Here is an 18,288-nt window from a genome sequence, read left to right as displayed (position 1 = left end):
CCTAGCGGTTGAAGACCATCATCCGCAGGAAGGCGCGGGGGTGGCGCGCGGCCCCATAGGAGATGGTGGCCAGCTCCACCGCCGCGGGCATCATGTCGTCCCGGTCGATGAGCGGATCCACCGCCGTCTCCTTGTGGGTGTTGAACCACTGCCGCCACTGCCGGGCCTCGTCCGCCGGCAGCGCGCCGGACAGCCGCTGGAGGTTGAGCAGCATCTCCAGCGCGATGCGGTTGCAGAACACCGCGTCCTCGTGCGCGGCGCTGGCGTCACGCGCGTCCTCCACCGCGCGGGTGAGCGCGTCCCGGTCCCCGGTGGCCGCGTGGTACGCGAGCAGCGGCAGGGGCAGCCCCCGCGCGATGTCGAAGCCCATCTGCCCGTAGAAGCGCGGGTTGAAGTCGATGAGGAGGTACGAGTCCTTCGTCTGGATGAACTCCACCTCGAAGACGCCGTGGTAGCCCAGCTTCTTGCACAGCCGGGTGAGGCCCGCGACCAGGTCCGCGCGCAGCGGCGCGGACTCGAAGCAGACGCCCACGCCCAGGCGGCGCGGACGCTGGAGGACCTTCATCGCGGCGCGCGCCTCGAAGAGCTCGCCGGACTCGTCCACGAAGCCGGAGAGGCTGTAGATGCCCTCGGCGGCCTCCGGGTGGAACTCCTGCACCATGGGGTTGACCACCGCCGGGTCGAACTTCACGAGCATGGGCGCGTAGGTGTCCCGCGCGAACTCGCGGTACTCGCGCGCCAGGTCGTCCGGCGAGGACACCGGCTGCCCCTTGCGGTGCGTGGCGTGGAGGATCTGCGTGGTGGGCTTGAGCAGCACCGGGAAGTTCGCCTCGCGGCGCACCTGCTCCAGGTCCTCCTCGGACTGGGGGAACCAGGTGCGCGGCAGGTGCAGGCCCACCTCCGTGCCCACTTCATAGAGCCGGCGCTTGTTGAGCAGCCCGTACACCGCGTCCACGCCCGGGTCGTAGAGGTGGAAGAGGTCCTCCAGCTTGGAGCGGTGCGCGGAGATGAGCCACGCCAGCTCATCGCTCGTCGGGTAGAGCACGTGCTTGACGGGCTCGCGCAGGCCGAAGTCCACCAGCCACTGGAGGAAGGCCTCCGGCTGGGACTCCGGCGGGCACTGCACGCGGCGGCTGACGAAGCGCGAGTAGCTGGCCGGCCCCAACCGGCCGGTGTCCGCCACCGTCACGTCCACGCCGTGGCGGCCCAGACAGCGGGCGGCGGCCAGGGTGCCGTAGAAGTTGGCGGAGAACAGCAACGCGGGGGGCCGGGCCGCGATGACGGCCGCGGGGGCCTCATCGGAGTAGGCGGCCTCTTCCATCTCTTGCTCCAGTTTCGCGGGGTCGGCCTCGCGGCGAGGGCGCGCCGAGGAACGACGGGATTGGCGGTGGGGGCGCTGTGACAGACGCCCTCCCCCGAAGTCGGGACTCGACGGGCCGGCGGCGGACGAGGTGCTTGCCATCAGCCCCGCGGCGAGAAGCGTCAGAAGGTGCCTGTTCATGTCGAGCCGTCTGCCTCTGGCGAATCGGGGGGCCGCCGGAAGCTCAATTCCCGACAGAATACCTTTTCCGGGGGCGCTTGGGACCGGCCCCTGAACGATTGCACCCCCAAGGGGTGACCGGGCTCACGCCGGAGTGCCGCCCGGCGGGCTCCAGCGCAGACAGCCCCGGGTCAGCAGCCACGCGTCGGTGGAGACCCCTGGGGTCGTCCGCGCGAGGCGCACGGCCGACTCGGCGAAGGCCTCCGGAGGCGCGGTGTGCCCCGCTGCGCGCGCGGCCCTCCATGCCGCCTCCCACGCCTGGAAGAAGGCGTGCATGGGGTCGCCCGGGCGGACGCGGCGGCGCAGGTCGCGAGGCAGCCAGTCGCGCAGGAGCAGCGGCGCGAAGCCCCGGGAGAAGTCGGTGTGGAAGAGGAGGCCCTCGCGCGTGGGGGCTTCCGCTTCGTGCGTCCGGCGCAGCAGGTGCGCCACCAGCACCGCGCCGTCCGTGTCGGAAGAGCCCTCCACGAGCAGCCCGCCGGGCAGCAGGTGCCGCGACATCGCTCGGTGGGCCTCCGGGATGCGCTCCGGCGGGCCCTGGCGCAGGAGGTTCATGGCGCGCACCAGGCGGGCGGGTTCGTCCGGTGACAGCGGGAGCGCGAAGCCGCCCTCGCGGAAGTGCGTGCGTGCGTCCGCGTGGTTTCGCGCGGCGGCAGAGGCGCGCTCGGGGTCCAGCTCCACGCCCACCACGGACAGCCCCGGGTTCAGCGCGCGGAAGGCGGTGGCGCTCTCCAGCGTGGTCCACGGCTGCTCACCGAAGCCCACGTCCACGAAGACGGCGCGGGCCCAGGGGCCGTCGTCGCGCGTGAGCAACGGGGCCTCGAAGTGGCAAAGGTACGCGTCCAGTGCGCGCAGGCGCCCTCGCGCGGTCCTCCCCCGGGTGTGGGCATCCAGCTCCTGAGCCATGGGCACGACTTCGGCGCTCCGGGCCGGGGACGTCAAGGGTTCCCCTCGGATTGTAGCGCGGGAAGTCATTGCCCGGCCCGCGCCGTAACACGGCAGGTCACACCCGCTGGCGTGGGCCTGGCGGGCTCGCCTCTGGAGCCAGGGGGAACACGGCCCTGAGAGGGATTGGCATCTTCGCTGCACAGGGGGAGCCGCCGGTGTCGACGTCCCGTGACATCCGTGACCGCAGTCCCCTCCTAGAGATTGGTTCCCCGTCCCCCATGAGCACCTCCCGTTTCGTGCGTTCCTCCCTCGTCGCCGCCCTCCTCCTCTCCGGCTCCGCCTTCGCGGGCGAGTCCCCGTACGCGGCGGCCGCCGCGGCCGCCTGCACCGAGCTCAAGGGCGAGCTGGTGCGGGGCGCGAAGGAGCAGGGCCTGTCGCTCAACGAGGCGGAGATCGGCACCCTCACCTCGGAGCAGGCCACCGTCGTGGCCACGAGCATCGCGGGCTACGAGAAGGTCCCCGCCGCGGAGTACGCGAAGGGCGTGGACGCGGCCTTCGTCTACATCGACTCGCCCGAGGCGGGCATCCCGGCGGGCCACTACCGCGTGAACGTCCGCGCCCGGCCGGAAGACATCCAGGTGGGCAAGTACAAGGCCATCGCCAGCCTCATCGACAAGGACGGCAAGGAGGTCGCGCAGCGCGCGACGGTCATCGAGACCTTCCCCTCCGCGATGAAGCCCGCGGGCTACGGCTCGCCGATGACGGTGGGCATCCAGCAGCACACCATCAACGACTGGAACCTCACGCGCTTCCGCAAGACCATCATCGTCATCATCGTGCACTCGTGGGGCGTCACGGTCATCGACCTGTTCGGCACGGACTACAGCAGCTACTACGGCTTCTAGTTCCGCGCTCCGCCGCCGGGAGCCTCCTGGGTTCCCGGCGGTGCGATTTTCGTCCCATCCGCGGCGCACCTAGAGTGTGGGGTTCGTGAGCCCTCCGTCCGCGACCTGTCCCCGCTGTGGCGCCCCCCGCGTGGCGGGGCCCGAGTGCCCGGCGTGCGGCGTCATCTACCTGCGCGCGGAAGCACGCGCCGCCACCCGTCAGGCCGAGGCCCGCGACCGCGAAGCCCGTGAAGCCGCGCAGCGGGAGGCCGAGGACCAGCGGGCCGCCCTGCGCGAGGCGCTGGAGGCGCACACCGTCCCCACGTTCGCGTCGCCCCTGGCCGCGGCCCGACCCGCGACAGAGCCCTCCACGGAGGGCATCACCTTCCACCCGGGCGGTGAGCTGAGCGATGGCGCCCTGGAGGCGCGGCTGCGGCTGGCGGTGCTCCCCGTGGCGCTCGTCGGCGCGTGGTTCGCGGTCCAGTCGCCCTTCTTCCACTTCCTGATTCGCACCTTCCTCACCATGCCGGTGCATGAGCTGGGGCACGCCGTCACCGCCTGGTTCTGCGGCTACAGCGCCACGCCCACGCTCTGGGTGACCCACGTGTCGCCGGAGCGCTCGACGTTCGTGGTCCTCCTGCTGTCGGGCCTGCTGGGCGCGCTCGTGTGGCGGGGCTGGGAGCGCCGCCGGTGGGCGTGGATGGGCGTGGGCGCGGTGCTGCTCGCGGCGCTGGGAGCGGGCAGGTTCGGCCTCACCCCCGTCCAGGCCCGCGCCCTCATCTACTTCGGCGGCGACGCGGGCCGGATGGTGCTGGGCACCCTGCTGATGGCCACGTTCTTCGTGCCGCCGGGCCACTACCTCCACCGGCACCAACTGCGCTGGGGGTTCGTCGTCATCGGCGCGGCGGCGCTCATGGACAGCTTCGAGATGTGGTGGGCGGCCCGCACCCACGTGGACCGCATCCCCTTCGGCCGCGTCGAGGGCGCGGGCCTCAGCGACCCCAGCGCCCTGGTGGACGTGTACGGCTGGAACATCAGCCGCGTCATCCACTGGAACGTGAACGTGGGCCTCGCGTGCCTCGCCGCGCTGGCCGCGCTCTACCTCGTCTCCCTCTGGCGTGCCCGCGACGTGCTGCGCGGCTGAGGCGCGGCGTCGCGCCAGTGCCCGAAGGGCCACTCGAAGCCCGGCGTGCTCAGCACCTCCGGCTTGCGCGCGCCCCGCCAGCGCAGGGCCTCGCCGGGCCGCAGCAGGAGCGCCTCGGGCCCCTCGCCCCGGGCCTTGCGCACCTCGGCCAGCCGCTCCGGATAGGGGTCCGCGTCCGGGTTCTCGTCCATGTTGCTCGCGCCCTCGACGGGCTCGCCTGGATAGCCGGCGTAGCGCGGGCCCATGCCCTCGCGCCAGTACCAGGGGGCGCCGCCGTCCGCGCAGGGCACCACGTAGCGCGCGCCCAGCAGCGCGCCGTAGCGCAGCGCCTCCTCCGGGCCCGCCATCAGGCGCTGCGGCGTGGTGAGCGCGTCGCGCGGCACGTTGACGAGGAAGGCATCCAGCGTGGTGAAGCCGAAGAAGATGGGCGGCAGCCGGAAGCCGCGCACGCCGCAGAAGAGCACGTCCACCGGCCCCTGCTGCTTGCGCACGCGGCGGCACACCGCGGCCATGTCCCCCCGCACGTCATGGCCCGCGTCCGCGAAGAAGGCGGCGGAGAAGTCCTGCGAGCGCACGAGCCACGTGTTGCCCTCGTTGTAGAGGTCCGGGTGGGGCCCCTCGCCGTCGGTGGGCTGCTCGCCGTGGAAGGGCAGCGCGTGCACCGTCACGTCGCCCACCTGCCGCGTCTCTCCCCAGCGGAGGGGCTCCACGCGCGTGAAGCCCAACTGCGTCAGCCGCAGCGCGCAGTCCGTGGAGAAGAGGCTCTCGCGCGCCACCGCCGGCACGAAGATGCGCGTGTCGCGCGGCAGGGGCAGCAGCGAGCCCAGGTGGAAGTGGTCCCCGTGCGAATGCGTGATGACCACCGCGTCCACCCGGCCCAGGTCCCCCGCCTGCAGCGCGCCATAGCCGGGCAGGTCCGCCTCGCCCGTGGGACGGAAGTAGGGGTCCACCAGCACGCGCGATTGCCGCCCCGACACCAGCACCGTGTTGTGCCCCACGAAGAGCGCCCCCGGTCCCGGCACGTCCACCGGCCCCGTGTGGCGCACGAGCCAGCCGGCCTGGGACAGGTCTCCGAGCAGCTCGCCCACGACGGGCGCGGTGGCCAGCGCGCGCAGCTCCTCCCGGGTCGCGCCGCGGGCGAGCGCCGCGAACAGGTCCGCCACCATGGGCCAGTCCTTCGCGCGCACCGGCACGTCCAGGCCCAGCGAGCCCTGGCGCAGGTGCAGCACGCGCGGGCGGTGGCGCAGCGGATCCGGGAAGAGCACGTCCTCGCGCAGCACGCGCCGGCCCATGCGCCGCTTCGTGCCCTGGCAGAGCGCGGCGTAGCGGGGCGTGTCCTCCAGCCAGCGGATGAGCGCGTCCGCTTCGCGCAGCGCGCCCTCGCGGCCCAGCGCGGCGATGTGGCGCTTCAGCGGCACCTGCGCGCGGCGCACGGGGCGCGCGGTGGGCCCCTGGATGCTGCACCCCAGGTCCTCGTGGTGGTCGGCCTCCGTGCGGGCGGAGGCGAGGACGGCCAGGCTGACGCCGCGGTGCAGGGTGAATCGCATGGCGTGCGACGTCGCATGGCGCCCGGGCCTTCGCAAGGGGTTGCGCTTCTTGCGACCGGCCGCCGGGCCGCCCGCGCCCGTGCGGGTTGTGGGCGGCCCAGGGAGGCCGGTACCCTCCCCCGCACCCATGGCCCACCCCGCCGAGCCGCTCCCGCCGGAGCCTTCCGTCCCCCTGTCCTCCGTGCCCGACGCAGTCGCGCCGCGCTTCCGCTTCCTCCCCGCGGTCGGCACGTGGAAGTACCACCTGCTGCTCGCGTCGGTGGCCATCTTCTTCCTGGGCCCCCTGGGCGGCGTGGCCGCGTCGTACATGAACTTCAGCCTGGGCTTCTTCGTCGCCAGCCAGGTGCTGTCCGGCATCCTGGGCAGCGTCGTCACCTACGGCTACGGCGCGGAGGGCAAGCACGGCGCCAACTACATGCAGACGATGGCCGCGTCCGTGGCCTCGCTGTGCGCCATGTCCGTCCTCATCCAGTCCATGGTGTGGCTGGGCATGCCCCAGCCGCCCGCGTGGCAGTTGATGCTCTTCGTGGGGTGCGTGGGCATGTTCGGCGTGGGCGTGGGCATGCTCTACACGCCGCTGCTCGTGGACCGGCTCCAGTTGGACTACCCGTCCGGCTACGCGGTGGCCAACATCCTGCGGGCGCTCACGGACAAGCGCCTGCTCAAGGCCTCCATCGCGAAGCTGGGCGGCGGCACCGGCCTGGGCATCCTGGCCGCGTGGCTCACGGAGAAGGTGGCCGCGGTCGCCGCGCTGGGCGTGAGCAGCTCCACGGTGGGCGCCGGCATGGTGGTGGGCAGCCGCATCACCGTGCCCGCCATGCTCATGGGCCTCATCGGCTACGCCCTCACGCCCTTCCTGACGAGCATCGGGTGGCTGGGGCCGGGGGATCCGTACCGGAAGATCGGCTTCCTCATCTCGCTGGCGATGATCTGCGGCGCGGCGCTGGTGGACCTGTCGCTGCTCGCGGTGCAGGCGGTGGACCGCATCCGGGGGCGCGCGCAGGCCCCCGCGGACACCGAGCCCGCGTGGAAGAAGGTCAACGTGCCCCGGCTCATCGCCTGGGTGGTGGGCTGGGGCGCGGCCGTCGTCGTGGTGGCCACGCAGGTGCTGCACCAGCCCCCGGGCTTCATCCTCTTCGGGCTCGTGCTGTCGCTCTTGTTCGTGCTCATCAACGGCATCGCCTACGGCATCAGCGACAACAACCCCATCTCCAGCGCCTTCGTGGTGTCGGTGCTGCTGATGTCGCTGCTGGGCCTGAAGGATCCGCTGGTGGGGCTGATGGCGTCCTCCATCCTGCTCGTCTCCACGTCGGTGGGCTGCGACATGCAGCAGGACCGCTCCACCGGGTGGCGCCTGGGCACCAACCGCGTGGTGCAGTTCCGCTACCAGGTGCTGGGCATCTTCATGGGCGCGGTGCTGTGCGTGGTGCTGGCGCGCGTCTTCATGGGCGCGTACCCGGTGCTGTCCGTCAACCAGTTGGACCACCCGGACGTGAAGGTGGCCCAGTGGAGCTCCGCGATGACGTACAAGTTCGTGGGCGCCATCCGCGACCTGGGCACGCTGTCCGCGCACAAGGTGACGGCGCTGCTCGTGGGCCTGTCCATCGGCTTCACGCTGGAGGTCATCCGCAAGGTGGTGCGCCGCCGCCCCGCGTACCTGCGCTACGTGCAGGGCTCGCGCACGGGGTTCGGCGTGGGCTGGACCCTGGACTCGCTGGTGCTGGCCAGCCCCTACGCGCTCGCGTTCGGCGGCTTCATCGCGCTGCCCGCGGCCATCTGGTTCGGCGTGGGCGGCGTCCTCACGTCCGTCTTCAACACCGTGTCCAAGCGCTTCCGCAAGGAGCCCGCGCCCGGTGAGGCGGTGCTGCCGGAGGACATGAGCACCATGTCGCTGGTGGGCGGGGGCCTCATCGCGGGCGAGTCGCTCTTCTATCTCTTCGTGGGGCTCGCCGGCCTGCTGTCCCTGTTGGGCTGAAGCGCCCTGTCCCGGAGCACGGCTTGACTTTCCGTGCCTCCGGGAGCACTTGTTGTCGCGTGAACCTCGTCATCACCACCACCGCGACCCCCACCACCACCGCTCCGGCGGGCGTGGGTGCGGTGCGCGTGTCGGTGGACTGACGAGCGCACGGTTTCCCGCCCCGCCGGAGTCCGGCCGGGGCGACCGTGCAAACCTCACACGCCCCGTGTCCGGCCCCGGCTGCTGCATCCCGACCGACACACGGAGACGACCATGCTTGATGAACACGACCACCGCGCGCTGGGCCAGCGCCTGGACCTCTTCCACCTGCAGGAGGAGGCGCCGGGCATGGTGTTCTGGCACCCGCGAGGACTGATGCTGTTCCGGCTCCTGGAGGACCACGTCCGCCAGCGCATGCGCGAGGAGGGCTACCGCGAAGTCCGTACGCCGCAGTTGTGCTCCCAGCCGCTGTGGGAGCAGAGCGGCCACTGGGACAACTTCCGCCAGAACATGTTCTGCATGCCGGAGGGCGACCGGCACCTGGCCCTGAAGCCGGTGAGCTGCCCCGGCCACATCCAGCTCGTGCAGCGCATGGCGCCCAGCCACCGCGACCTGCCCCTGCGGCTGGGGGAGTTCGGGCTGGTGCACCGCAGCGAGCCCAGCGGCGCGTTGCACGGGCTGTTCCGCCTGCGCCAGTTCACGCAGGACGACGGCCACATCTTCTGCGCGGCGGAGCAGGTGGAGGCGGAGGTGGTTCGCTTCGTGCGCTCGCTCAAGGCGTTCTACGCGGGCTTCGGCTTCGACGACGTGCAGGTGGCCTTCTCCAGCCGTCCGGCGATGCGCGCCGGCGCTGACGCGCTGTGGGACCAGGCGGAGGCGTGGCTCCAGTCCGCGGCGAGGCAGGCGGGCCTCCAGTACGAGGACCAGCCCGGCGAGGGCGCCTTCTACGGGCCCAAGCTGGAGTTCGTGCTGAAGGACCGGCTGGGCCGCGCGTGGCAGTGCGGGACGATCCAACTGGACCTGGTGCTGCCGGAGCGCTTCGACCTGCACTACGTCGGCGCGTCCGGAGAGCGCCTGCGCCCGGTGATGCTTCACCGCGCGCTGTTCGGAAGCCTGGAGCGCTTCATCGGCGTGCTGCTGGAGCACCACGGGGGCGCGCTACCGGCGTGGCTCGCGCCCGAGCAGGTGGTGGTGGCCTCCGTGGGAGCGGGGGCCGCCGCGTACGCGGAGAGCCTGGCGGCGCGGCTGCGGCTGGCCGGCTGCCGCGCGCGGGCGGACGTGCGGGACGAGTCCCTGTCGAAGAAGGTCCTGGGCTCGCACGAGGACGGCGTGCCGTTCCTCGCGGTGGTGGGTGGCCGCGAGGTGGAGTCCCAGGGCGTCCGCCTGCGCCAGCGCGACGGCTCCCAGCGCGACCTGCCCTGGGATGAGGCCGTGGCGTGGCTGTCCGCCGCGTGCCAGCCGGCCGTGGCGGGCTGAGCCCCCTCACCGGAGGCACCGGCCCGGTGCGCCCTTCCCGCATGCGAAGGGGGCGCCGGGCCTCTTCGTGCGCTCAGGAGTAGAGGCTCAGGTGCTCCAGCGGCTCACCGGGCCGCAGCAGCGTGAGGGACTCGGAGGCGACGTCGTCCAGGCGGAGCAGCCCCACCGCGTGGTGTTCCGCGTCCACGACCACCAGGCGGTTGAGGTGGTGCTGCTCCATCAGGCGCTCCCCGGCCTCCAGCGGCGCGTCCTCCGGACAGGTGACGAGCGGGGCCGTCATCGCCTCGCGCACGGTGGTGACGTCCGGGTCATGGCCGTGGACGGTGGAGCAGAGGAAGAGTTCGGAGTCGGTGAGCAGGCCCACCACCCGGCCGTGCTCGGTGACGGGCAGCGCGCCCAGGCTGGCGGTGTCCAGCCGCTCGGCGGCGGAGCGCAGGCACTCATCCGCGTCGATGGTCTTCACGTCCCTCTGCATCAGCTCCGAGATCCGCATCGGCAGTCCTCCTCGTGGCGCGCACCGCGTCCAGGAGGAGTACAACCGACGGACGGCGCTCCAAGCCCTGGCCCGCAAGGCCCGCCATGCCGTGCGGTACAGGACAAGGCGGCCGGCCGCCCGGCGGCCTGCCTGGGATAGGGTGCGACGCAATGGCCCCCGGTGCATCCAAGGCCGTGCTCCGGGCCCGAGGCCCGAAACGTGGAGGAGGACCCATGGCGGACAAGCTCATTCTTTCCAACGACGAGTGGCGCAAGCGCCTCACCCCCGAGGAGTTCCAGGTGCTGCGTCAGCACGGCACCGAGTACCCGGGGACGGGCTGCTTCCTCGGCACCAAGACGCCGGGCACGTACGTGTGCGCGGGCTGCAACAACCCGCTGTTCAAGTCCGGGACGAAGTTCGAGTCCGGCACCGGCTGGCCGTCCTTCACCCAGACGCTGTCGGAGGACTCCGTCACGGAGATCCGCGACGTGTCGCACGGGATGATCCGCACCGAGGTCCGCTGCGCGCGCTGCGACGGCCACCTGGGCCACGTGTTCCCGGACGGCCCGCCGCCCACGGGGCTGCGCTACTGCATGAACTCCGTGGCCATGAAGCACGTCCCGGAAGGCAGCCCCATCGAGCTGGTCCGGGCCTGAGCGCCTGAAGCAGGACGGGCCTCCCCTCCCTCTGCGAGGATGGCGGCCATGCGACGACCTCCGGCCGGCCCCTGGATGCTGCTCACCGCGCTGTGGCTGGGCGGGGTCTCCCAGGGGGCGCCCCCCGTGAAGGCGGCGCCGCCCCAGGTGACGTGGCTGTATCAGGACCGGCTGGCCCCGCCCTGGGAGGACCTGACGTGGGCCGGGGCGCACGCGATGAGCGCCGCCGTGGCGGGGGCCTCGGGCCGCCACGCCATCTCCGTGACGCTGGGGCCCTGGGAGGCGCTGTACTTCGGCCACCCGGGCTTCGACGTGTCACCGGAGGACACGCTGGTGCTGAAGGTGAACGGCGGGAAGGACGGCGCGAACGCGGCGGTTCGCGCGCGCGTCGTCATCGGCTCCGAGCAGCCCGTGGGCGTGCCCCTGGGCCCCACCTGCGAGGGCGGCGCCATCCCCGCCAGGAAGTGGACGACCTGCCGCGTGCCCCTGGCGAAGCTGCTGCCCGAGGGCCGGACGCGCATCACCGGCCTGTGGCTCCAGGAGGACAGCGGCAAGACGCTGCCGCCGCTCTTCTTCGACGACGTCGGCATCGAGCAGGGCCTCCGGCCGGTGACCGTCACGCGGGAGACGCCCGCCGTCCCGCGACAAGGGGGCAAGTGGGTGTCCGGCTATTACACGGGCTGGAACGCGGATGACTATCCGCCGGAGAAGGTGGACTTCAGCGCGCTCACGCACATCCTCGTGGGCCGCGTCACCCCGAAGGCGGACGGCACGCTGAGCACGAAGTTCGACAACGACCGGGGGCCGGAGATCGCCCGCACGCTGTCGAAGCGCGCGCATGCGGCGGGCCGCAAGGCGCTCATCATGGTGGGCGGCTCCGGTGAGCACGACGGCTGGGTGGGCGCCGCGTCCGACGCGAACCGCGCGAGGTTCGTCCGCGCGCTGCTGAAGGCCGTGGACGACTTCGGCTACGACGGGCTGGACCTGGACTGGGAGCCCGTGGAGAAGGAGGACCGGCCGAAGCTGCTGGCCCTGGTGAAGGCGCTGCGCGAGGCGCGGCCGAAGCTGCTCCTCACCTTCCCCCTCCACTGGATCAACACCAACTTCCCCACCGACGCCGACCCCTGGTTCGCGGAGCTGGCCACGTACTTCGATCAGATGAACCTGATGTCCTACGAGATGATTGGCGCGTGGGACGGCTGGAAGTCCTGGCACACGTCCGCGCTGAAGGGCGAACAGGGGCTGCACCCCACGTCCATCGAGTCCAGCCTGGCCCTGTGGGTGAAGGCCGGCATCCCCAAGGCGAAGCTGGGCATCGGCATCCCCTTCTACGGCCTCGCGTGGCGCCACATCACCGGGCCCTACCAGCCGTTCACGAACTGGTCCGACTACGTGGGCGGGGACAACTCGTTCACCTACAAGAAGATCCTCCGCTATTCGAAGCAGGGGAAGTACCAGTGGGACGAGAAGGCCCAGGCCAGCTACGTGACGTTCGCTCCGGACAAGCTCGTGGAGGACGGCACGGTGACGTGGATCTCCTACGACAGCCCGCAGGCCATCGCCGCCAAGGGCGCCTTCGTGAAGCAGGAGGGCTACGGCGGCACCATCCTCTGGACCCTCAACCAGGGCTGCGTCGACCCGGTGACGGGCGCCAACCCGTTGCTGGACGCGGTGAAGGCCGCGTTCCTCCCGTAGACGTCCTGCACTCCACCTCCAGGTAGTACCGGTGGCGGATGCGAGAGAAGGCCGCTCTTTTCTATGTCCTGGCACCGCCCCCACGCGGCGCGGTGTGCGAGCACTGTCTGCTCGCGCTCCTCATGAAGAGAGTGACATGCAAAGAGAAGCAAGGACGTGGTTCCTTGTCGCGCTGACGCTCATCCTGCTCACCCGCTCGGAAGCGGGTGCCCAAGCGCTCGAGGAGCAGGCCCGCCCCAGGACCCCCAACGCCGTCGCATGGATCTACCAGGACCGGTTGACGGCGCCGTGGAAGGACACCTCCACGGCGAAGCACTCGCTGAGCGCGACCGCGCCGGTGTTCTCCGGCAGCTTCGCCATCTCGGTGACGATGGAGCCCTCCGAGGCGCTCTCGTTCTCCCACCCGGGCCTGGACGTGACGGCGTCCGACACCTTCACGCTGAAGGTCCATGGCGGTGAGTTTGGCGAAGGCGCGACCGTGCGCGTGCGTGCTGTCGCGAACACAACGCAACACGCGGGCCTGCTGCTCGGCGACTACTGCGAAGGCGGGCGCATCCAGGCCCGGAAGTGGGTGACCTGCCATGTGCCGCTGGCGAAGCTGCTGCCGGCGGGAACGTCCCGCATCAAGGGCCTCTGGCTCCAGGAGACCCTCGGCAAGCCGCTGCCGACGCTCTACTTCGATGACCTCCGCGTGGAGTCCTCGGGGACCACCCCCCCGCAGGTGGTCGTCACGGTGAGCCCGACGCAGGTGGAGCTGGCTCCCGGCGCTTCGTACACCTTCCAGGCCACGGTGACGGGCAGCACGGACACGTCGGTGACGTGGGAGCTGGACCCCCAGACGGGCTCGGGCACCATCACCTCCGGGGGCGTCTATACCGCCCCCACCACGCAGGGCACCTACGGCGTGGTGGCGCGCAGCCGGGCGGACCCCACGAAGTTCGCGCGGGCGACCGCGTGGGTGCATGCCATTGGAGGCGGCTCCGGCAAGTGGGTGTCCGGCTATTACACGGGCTGGAACGCGGATGAGTACCCGCCGGAGAAGGTGGACTTCAGCGCGCTCACGCACATCCTCGTGGGCCGCGCCACGCCCCGGCCTGACGGCACGCTCAACACCCAGTTCGACAATGACAACGGCCCGGCCATCGCACGGCTGCTGGCGCAGCGCGCCCACGCGGCGGGCCGCAAGGCGCTCATCATGGTGGGCGGCTCCGGTGAGCACGAGGGGTGGGTGGGGGCCGCGTCGGACGCGAACCGCGCGAAGTTCGTCCAGGCGCTGCTGAAGGCCGTGGACGACTTCGGCTACGACGGCCTGGACCTGAACTGGGAGCCCGTGGAGTTGGAGGACCGGCTCCACCTGCTGGCCCTGGTGCAGACCCTGCGCGCCGCGCGGCCGGGCCTGCTCCTCACCTTCCCCATCCACTGGATCAACACCAACTTCCCCGAGGACGCCGCCCCCTGGTACGCGGAGCTCGCGCTGTACCTGGACCAGGTGAACGTCATGTCCTACTCCATGGTGGGCCCCTGGGACGGCTGGGTGTCCTGGTACACGTCCGCGCTCCGGGGCGAGTCGGGGCAGCACCCCACCTCCATCGAGTCCAGCCTGGCGCTGTGGGCGGCGGCCGGCATCCCCAAGGCGAAGCTGGGCATCGGCATCCCCTTCTACGGCATGGGCTGGCGCAACATCACCGGGCCCTACCAGCCCTTCACGGACTGGTCCGACTACGTGGGCGGGGACAACTCGTTCACGTACAAGAACATCCTCGCGTGGTCGGTGTTGGGGACCCACCACTGGGATGACGCGGCGCAGGCCGAGTACCTCACCTTCCCGCCGAACACGCCCATCGAGGACGGCACGGTGCGGTGGATCTCCTATGACGGCCCGCAGGCCATCGCCGCCAAGGGAGCCTTCGTGAAGCAGCAGGGCTACGGCGGCGCCATCATCTGGACCATCAACCAGGGCTGCACCGATCCGGAGACCGGCGCCAACCCGTTGCTGGACGCGGTGAAGGGCGCCCTCCTGCAATGACGCGCGGCGCCCGCGTCAGCCCAGGGTGACGCGGGCGTTGCGGAACATGCGCATCCAGGGGCCGTCCTCGCCCCACTCCGCCGGGTGCCAGGAGTGCTGCACGGTGCGGTGCACGCGCTCCGGGTGCGGCATGGTGATGGTGAAGCGCCCGTCCTTCGTGGTGACGCCGGCGATGCCGTGCGGCGAGCCGTTGGGGTTGGCCGGGTACCTCGCCGCCACCTGGCCCCGGTTGTCCACCCAGCGCGTCGTCACCAGCCCGGAGGCGTCGAAGCGCGCGGCGGCCTCCGCGTGGGCGAACTCCGCCCGGCCCTCGCCGTGCGACACGACGATGAGCATCCGGCTGCCCTCCATGCCCTTGTAGAAGAGCGACGGCGACGGCGCGATCTCAACGGTGCCCAGGCGGGCCTCGAACTGCTCGGACGCGTTGCGCACGAAGCGCGGCCAGCCGTCCGCGCCGGGGATGAGCTCGCGAAGCTGCGCGAACATCTGGCAGCCGTTGCACGCGCCCAGGCCGAAGCTGTCCGGCCGCGCGAAGAACTCCGAGAAGGCGTCGCGCGTGCGCGGGTTGAAGAGGATGGACTTGGCCCACCCGCCGCCCGCGCCCAGCACGTCGCCGTAGCTGAAGCCGCCGCACGCCATCACGCCGTGGAAGTCCTTCAGCGACACGCGGCCCGACACCAGGTCGCTCATGTGCACGTCCACCGCGGTGAAGCCCGCGCGGGTGAACGCCGCCGCCATCTCCTGCTGGCTGTTGACGCCCTGCTCGCGCAGCACCGCCACGCGAGGCCGCGCCCCCTTCGCGATGTACGGCGCCGCCACGTCCACGGCGGGGGCGAACGTGAGCCGGGGCGACAGGCCCGGGTCCTGCGCGTCGCACTTCGCGGCGTACTCCTCCTCCGCGCAGGTGGGGTTGTCACGCAGCTTCTGGATTTCGTAGCTCACGCGGGACCAGGTGCGCTTGAGCGCCACCGTCTCCTCCGCGAGCAGCTCCCGCGCGCCGTGCCGCACGCGCACCACCTGCTGGGCCGTGGGGCGCCCCAGCTCGTGGACGTGCGCGCCCAGGCCGTGGCGGGCGAGGACCTCCCGCACGCGCGCCACGTCGGCGGCGCGCACCTGCACCACCGCGCCCAGCTCCTCGTTGAAGAGGGCCGCCACCGCGTCGCCGCCCAGGCTCGCCAGGTCCACGTCCAGCCCGCAGTGGCCCGCGAAGGCCATCTCCGCGAGCGTGGCCCAGAGGCCGCCGTCGGAGCGGTCGTGGTACGCGAGCAGCACGCCCGCCGCTTGCAGCTCCTGCACCGCCGCGAAGAAGCCCTTCAGCGCCGCCGCGTCATCCACGTCCGGGCACTCCGGCCCCACCTGCTGGTGCACCTGCGCCAGCACGGACGCGCCCAGCCGCTGCCGGCCCTGCGCCACGTCCAGCAGCAGCAGGCGGGTGTCCCCCGCCACGTCCACCGGCTGCGGCGTCAGCGTGACGCGCGCGTCCAGCACCGGCGCGAACGCGGTGATGATGAGCGACAGGGGCGCCGTCACCGCCTTCTTCTGGCCGTCCTCCTGCCACTGCGTGCGCATGGACATGGAGTCCTTGCCCACCGGGATGGCGATGCCCAGCGCGGGGCACAGCTCCATGCCCACCGCGTGCACGGCCGCGTAGAGGTTCGCGTCCTCGCCGGGGCTGCCCGCCGCCGCCATCCAGTTCGCGGACAGCTTCACGTCCGACAGCGTCTGGATGCGCGCCGCCGCCAGGTTGGTGAGCGCCTCGCCCACCGCCATGCGCGCGGAGGCCGCCGCGTCCACCAGCGCCACCGGCGTGCGCTCGCCGAGCGCCATGGCCTCGCCCGTGTTGGACATCAGCGAGGACAGCGTCACCGCGCAGTCCGCCACCGGCACCTGCCACGGGCCCACCATCTGGTCGCGCGCGGTGTGGCCGCCCACGGAGCGGTCGCCAATGGTGATGAGGAACGACTTGTCCGCCACCGTCGGGTGCGACAGCACCGCGTGCGCCACGGCCTTCAGGTCGGACGGGAGGCTCAGCGGCGCGTGCCTCAGGGGGCGCGACGTGCCCTCGCGGTGCATGCGCGGCGCCTTGCCGAAGAGGACGTCCATGGGCAGCGCGATGGGCGTGTCCCCCAGCTCGCGGTCCGTGAGCGTGAGCACCTGCTCCGCCGTGGCCTCGCCCAGCACGGCGAAGGGGGCGCGCTCGCGCTCGCACAGCGCGGCGAAGCGCGGCAGGTCCTCCGGCGCCACGCCCAGCACGTAGCGCTCCTGCGCCTCGTTGCACCAGATTTCCACCGGGGACATGCCCGGCTCGTCGTTGGGCACCTCGCGCAGCTCCAGCCGGCCGCCCAGGTCGTTGTCGTGCGCCAGCTCCGGCAGCGCGTTGGACAGGCCGCCCGCGCCCACGTCGTGGATGGAGCGCACGGGGTTCTTCTCGCCCAGCATCCAGCACTGGTCGATGACCTCCTGGCAGCGGCGCTCCATCTCCGCGTTGTCCCGCTGCACGGAGGCGAAATCCAGGTCCGCCGCGCTCGCGCCCTGCGCCATGGACGACGCCGCGCCGCCGCCCAGGCCGATGAGCATCGCCGGGCCGCCCAGCACGATGAGCTTGTCGCCCGCGCGCAGCGGGGCCTTCTTCACGTGGTCCGCGCGGATGTTGCCCAGGCCGCCCGCCAGCATGATGGGCTTGTGGTAGCCGCGCACCTCCACGCCCTCGGGCGTGGGCACCTGCTGCTCGAAGCTGCGGAAGTAGCCGGTGAGGTTGGGCCGGCCGAACTCGTTGTTGAACGCGGCGCCGCCCAGCGGGCCGTCCACCATGATGTCCAGCGCAGACACGATGCGGTCCGGCTTGCCGTAGGGCGCCTCCCACGGCCGCGCGAAGTCCGGCAGGCGCAGGTGGCTGACGGAGAAGCCGGTGAGCCCCGCCTTGGGCTTCGCGCCGCGCCCGGTGGCGCCCTCGTCGCGGATCTCACCGCCCGCGCCCGTGGCCGCGCCCGGGTACGGCGAGATGGCGGTGGGATGGTTGTGCGTCTCCACCTTCATCATGATGTGGGCCGGCTCGCGCACGGTGCCCCACTCGCGCCCCTCGCCCTGCGGGAAGAAGCGCTCCACCTCGAAGCCCTCGATGACGGCGGCGTTGTCCTTGTACGCGGACAGCACGCCGCCCGGGCTCTGGGCGTAGGTGTTCTTGATGGCCTGGAACAGCGAGCGCTCGCGCGGCTGTCCATCCACCGTCCAGGACGCGTTGAAGATTTTATGGCGGCAGTGCTCGCTGTTCGCCTGCGCGAACATCATCAACTCCACGTCGGTGGGGTTGCGCTTGAGCTCCGTGAAGCGCGCCACCAGGTAGTCGATCTCGTCCTCCGCCAGCGCCAGGCCCAGCTCGCCGTTGGCCCTCGCCAGCGCCGCGCGGCCTCCGCCCAGCACGTCCACCCGCGTGAGCGGCCGGGGCGAGTCCGCGCGGAACAGCACCTCCGCGTCCTCCAGCCGGGGCAGCACCGCCTGCGTCATCCGGTCGTGCAGCACCGCCTGCACGCCCTCCGCCTCGCTCGCGTCCAGCTCCCGGCCGCCGGGGCCGGTGAGGAAGAACGCGATGCCGCGCTCCATGCGGCGCACCTGGGTGAGGCCGCAGTGGTGCGCGATGTCCGTCGCCTTGGAGGCCCAGGGCGACACCGTGCCCGGACGCGGCACCACCAGCAGCAGCGTGCCCGTGCGCTCGCGCTTCGCCGCATGCGGGCCGTACTCCAGCAGGCGCCCCAGCCGCTCCGACTCGTCCTGCGTCAGCGGCGCGGACGCGTCCACGAAGTGCACGAACTCCGAGTAGAGGGTGGCCACCGTAGGCACCCGCTCCCGGCAACGGGCGAGCAGCTTGGCGAGCCTGAATTCGGAGAGGGCCGGAGCCCCGCGCAGCGTGAGCATGAAGGTCCTTGCGAACGGGTGACGGGAGGTAACAGCGGGGCCGTCCTTATCACCGCGCCTCGCGTCACAACGTCCGGAGTTCGTGCCAGGA

The 18,288-nt window shown here is 71.9% G+C and carries 12 protein-coding genes; 7 read left to right on the top strand and 5 right to left on the bottom strand.

From position 1 onward, the window contains the following. Window position 1: 1 nt before the first annotated feature. The gene (locus tag K8556_RS26810) at window positions 2–1,321 is read right to left on the bottom strand and encodes a carbamoyl-phosphate synthase (RefSeq protein ID WP_223742943.1); all 1,320 of its coding nucleotides are present in this window, start codon (window positions 1,319–1,321) and stop codon (window positions 2–4) included. Between the two features lie 303 nt (window positions 1,322–1,624). Then, window positions 1,625–2,443 carry a class I SAM-dependent methyltransferase gene (locus K8556_RS26805; protein ID WP_223742942.1) on the bottom strand — a complete coding sequence of 273 codons (819 nt, stop codon included), beginning with the start codon at window positions 2,441–2,443 and terminating at the stop codon, window positions 1,625–1,627. A gap of 260 nt (window positions 2,444–2,703) precedes the next feature. On the opposite strand from K8556_RS26805, the gene K8556_RS26800 reads away from it, so the two are divergent. Next, window positions 2,704–3,330, top strand: a complete 627-nt coding sequence (locus K8556_RS26800) for a hypothetical protein (RefSeq protein ID WP_223742941.1) — start codon at window positions 2,704–2,706, stop codon at window positions 3,328–3,330. Window positions 3,331–3,415: 85 nt separating this feature from the next. Further along, window positions 3,416–4,453, top strand: coding sequence for a PspA/IM30 family protein (locus tag K8556_RS26795; protein ID WP_223742940.1), 1,038 nt, complete (start codon window positions 3,416–3,418; stop codon window positions 4,451–4,453). On the opposite strand, the gene K8556_RS26790 is transcribed toward K8556_RS26795, so the two are convergent. Further along, a complete protein-coding gene (locus K8556_RS26790; protein ID WP_223742939.1) occupies window positions 4,408–6,000 on the bottom strand; it encodes an MBL fold metallo-hydrolase in 1,593 nt (530 codons plus the stop codon). The two genes, K8556_RS26795 and K8556_RS26790, sit on opposite strands and share 46 nt — an antisense overlap. Before the next feature lie 127 nt (window positions 6,001–6,127). Between K8556_RS26790 and K8556_RS26785 the strand changes: the two genes are divergently transcribed. Beyond that, window positions 6,128–7,975, top strand: a complete 1,848-nt coding sequence (locus tag K8556_RS26785; RefSeq protein WP_223742938.1) for an OPT/YSL family transporter — start codon at window positions 6,128–6,130, stop codon at window positions 7,973–7,975. Between the two features lie 255 nt (window positions 7,976–8,230). Further along, window positions 8,231–9,433, top strand: a complete 1,203-nt coding sequence (thrS, locus tag K8556_RS26780) for a threonine--tRNA ligase (protein ID WP_223742937.1) — start codon at window positions 8,231–8,233, stop codon at window positions 9,431–9,433. A gap of 73 nt (window positions 9,434–9,506) precedes the next feature. Here thrS and K8556_RS26775 read toward each other — a convergent pair whose 3' ends face one another. Further along, complete coding sequence (locus K8556_RS26775) at window positions 9,507–9,926, bottom strand: CBS domain-containing protein (protein ID WP_223742936.1); 420 nt, start codon at window positions 9,924–9,926, stop codon at window positions 9,507–9,509. Between the two features lie 215 nt (window positions 9,927–10,141). On the opposite strand from K8556_RS26775, the gene msrB reads away from it, so the two are divergent. The 3 genes from msrB (at window position 10,142) to K8556_RS26760 (ending at window position 14,285) form a co-directional block, all read left to right on the top strand. Continuing rightward, on the top strand, window positions 10,142–10,564 hold the full coding sequence (msrB, locus tag K8556_RS26770) for a peptide-methionine (R)-S-oxide reductase MsrB (protein ID WP_223742935.1): 423 nt from the start codon (window positions 10,142–10,144) through the stop codon (window positions 10,562–10,564). A gap of 48 nt (window positions 10,565–10,612) precedes the next feature. After that, a complete protein-coding gene (locus K8556_RS26765) occupies window positions 10,613–12,259 on the top strand; it encodes a glycoside hydrolase family 18 protein (RefSeq protein WP_223742934.1) in 1,647 nt (548 codons plus the stop codon). A gap of 136 nt (window positions 12,260–12,395) precedes the next feature. Further along, the gene (locus K8556_RS26760; RefSeq protein ID WP_223742933.1) at window positions 12,396–14,285 is read left to right on the top strand and encodes a glycosyl hydrolase family 18 protein; all 1,890 of its coding nucleotides are present in this window, start codon (window positions 12,396–12,398) and stop codon (window positions 14,283–14,285) included. A 15-nt stretch (window positions 14,286–14,300) separates the two neighbouring features. Here K8556_RS26760 and purL read toward each other — a convergent pair whose 3' ends face one another. Beyond that, window positions 14,301–18,197, bottom strand: a complete 3,897-nt coding sequence (gene purL / locus K8556_RS26755) for a phosphoribosylformylglycinamidine synthase (protein WP_223742932.1) — start codon at window positions 18,195–18,197, stop codon at window positions 14,301–14,303. Between the last annotated feature and the right edge of the window lie 91 nt (window positions 18,198–18,288).

The organism is Corallococcus sp. AS-1-12 (assembly GCF_020036995.1).
Taxonomy (GTDB): domain Bacteria; phylum Myxococcota; class Myxococcia; order Myxococcales; family Myxococcaceae; genus Corallococcus.
This window is presented reverse-complemented; position numbering and strand designations above follow the sequence as displayed.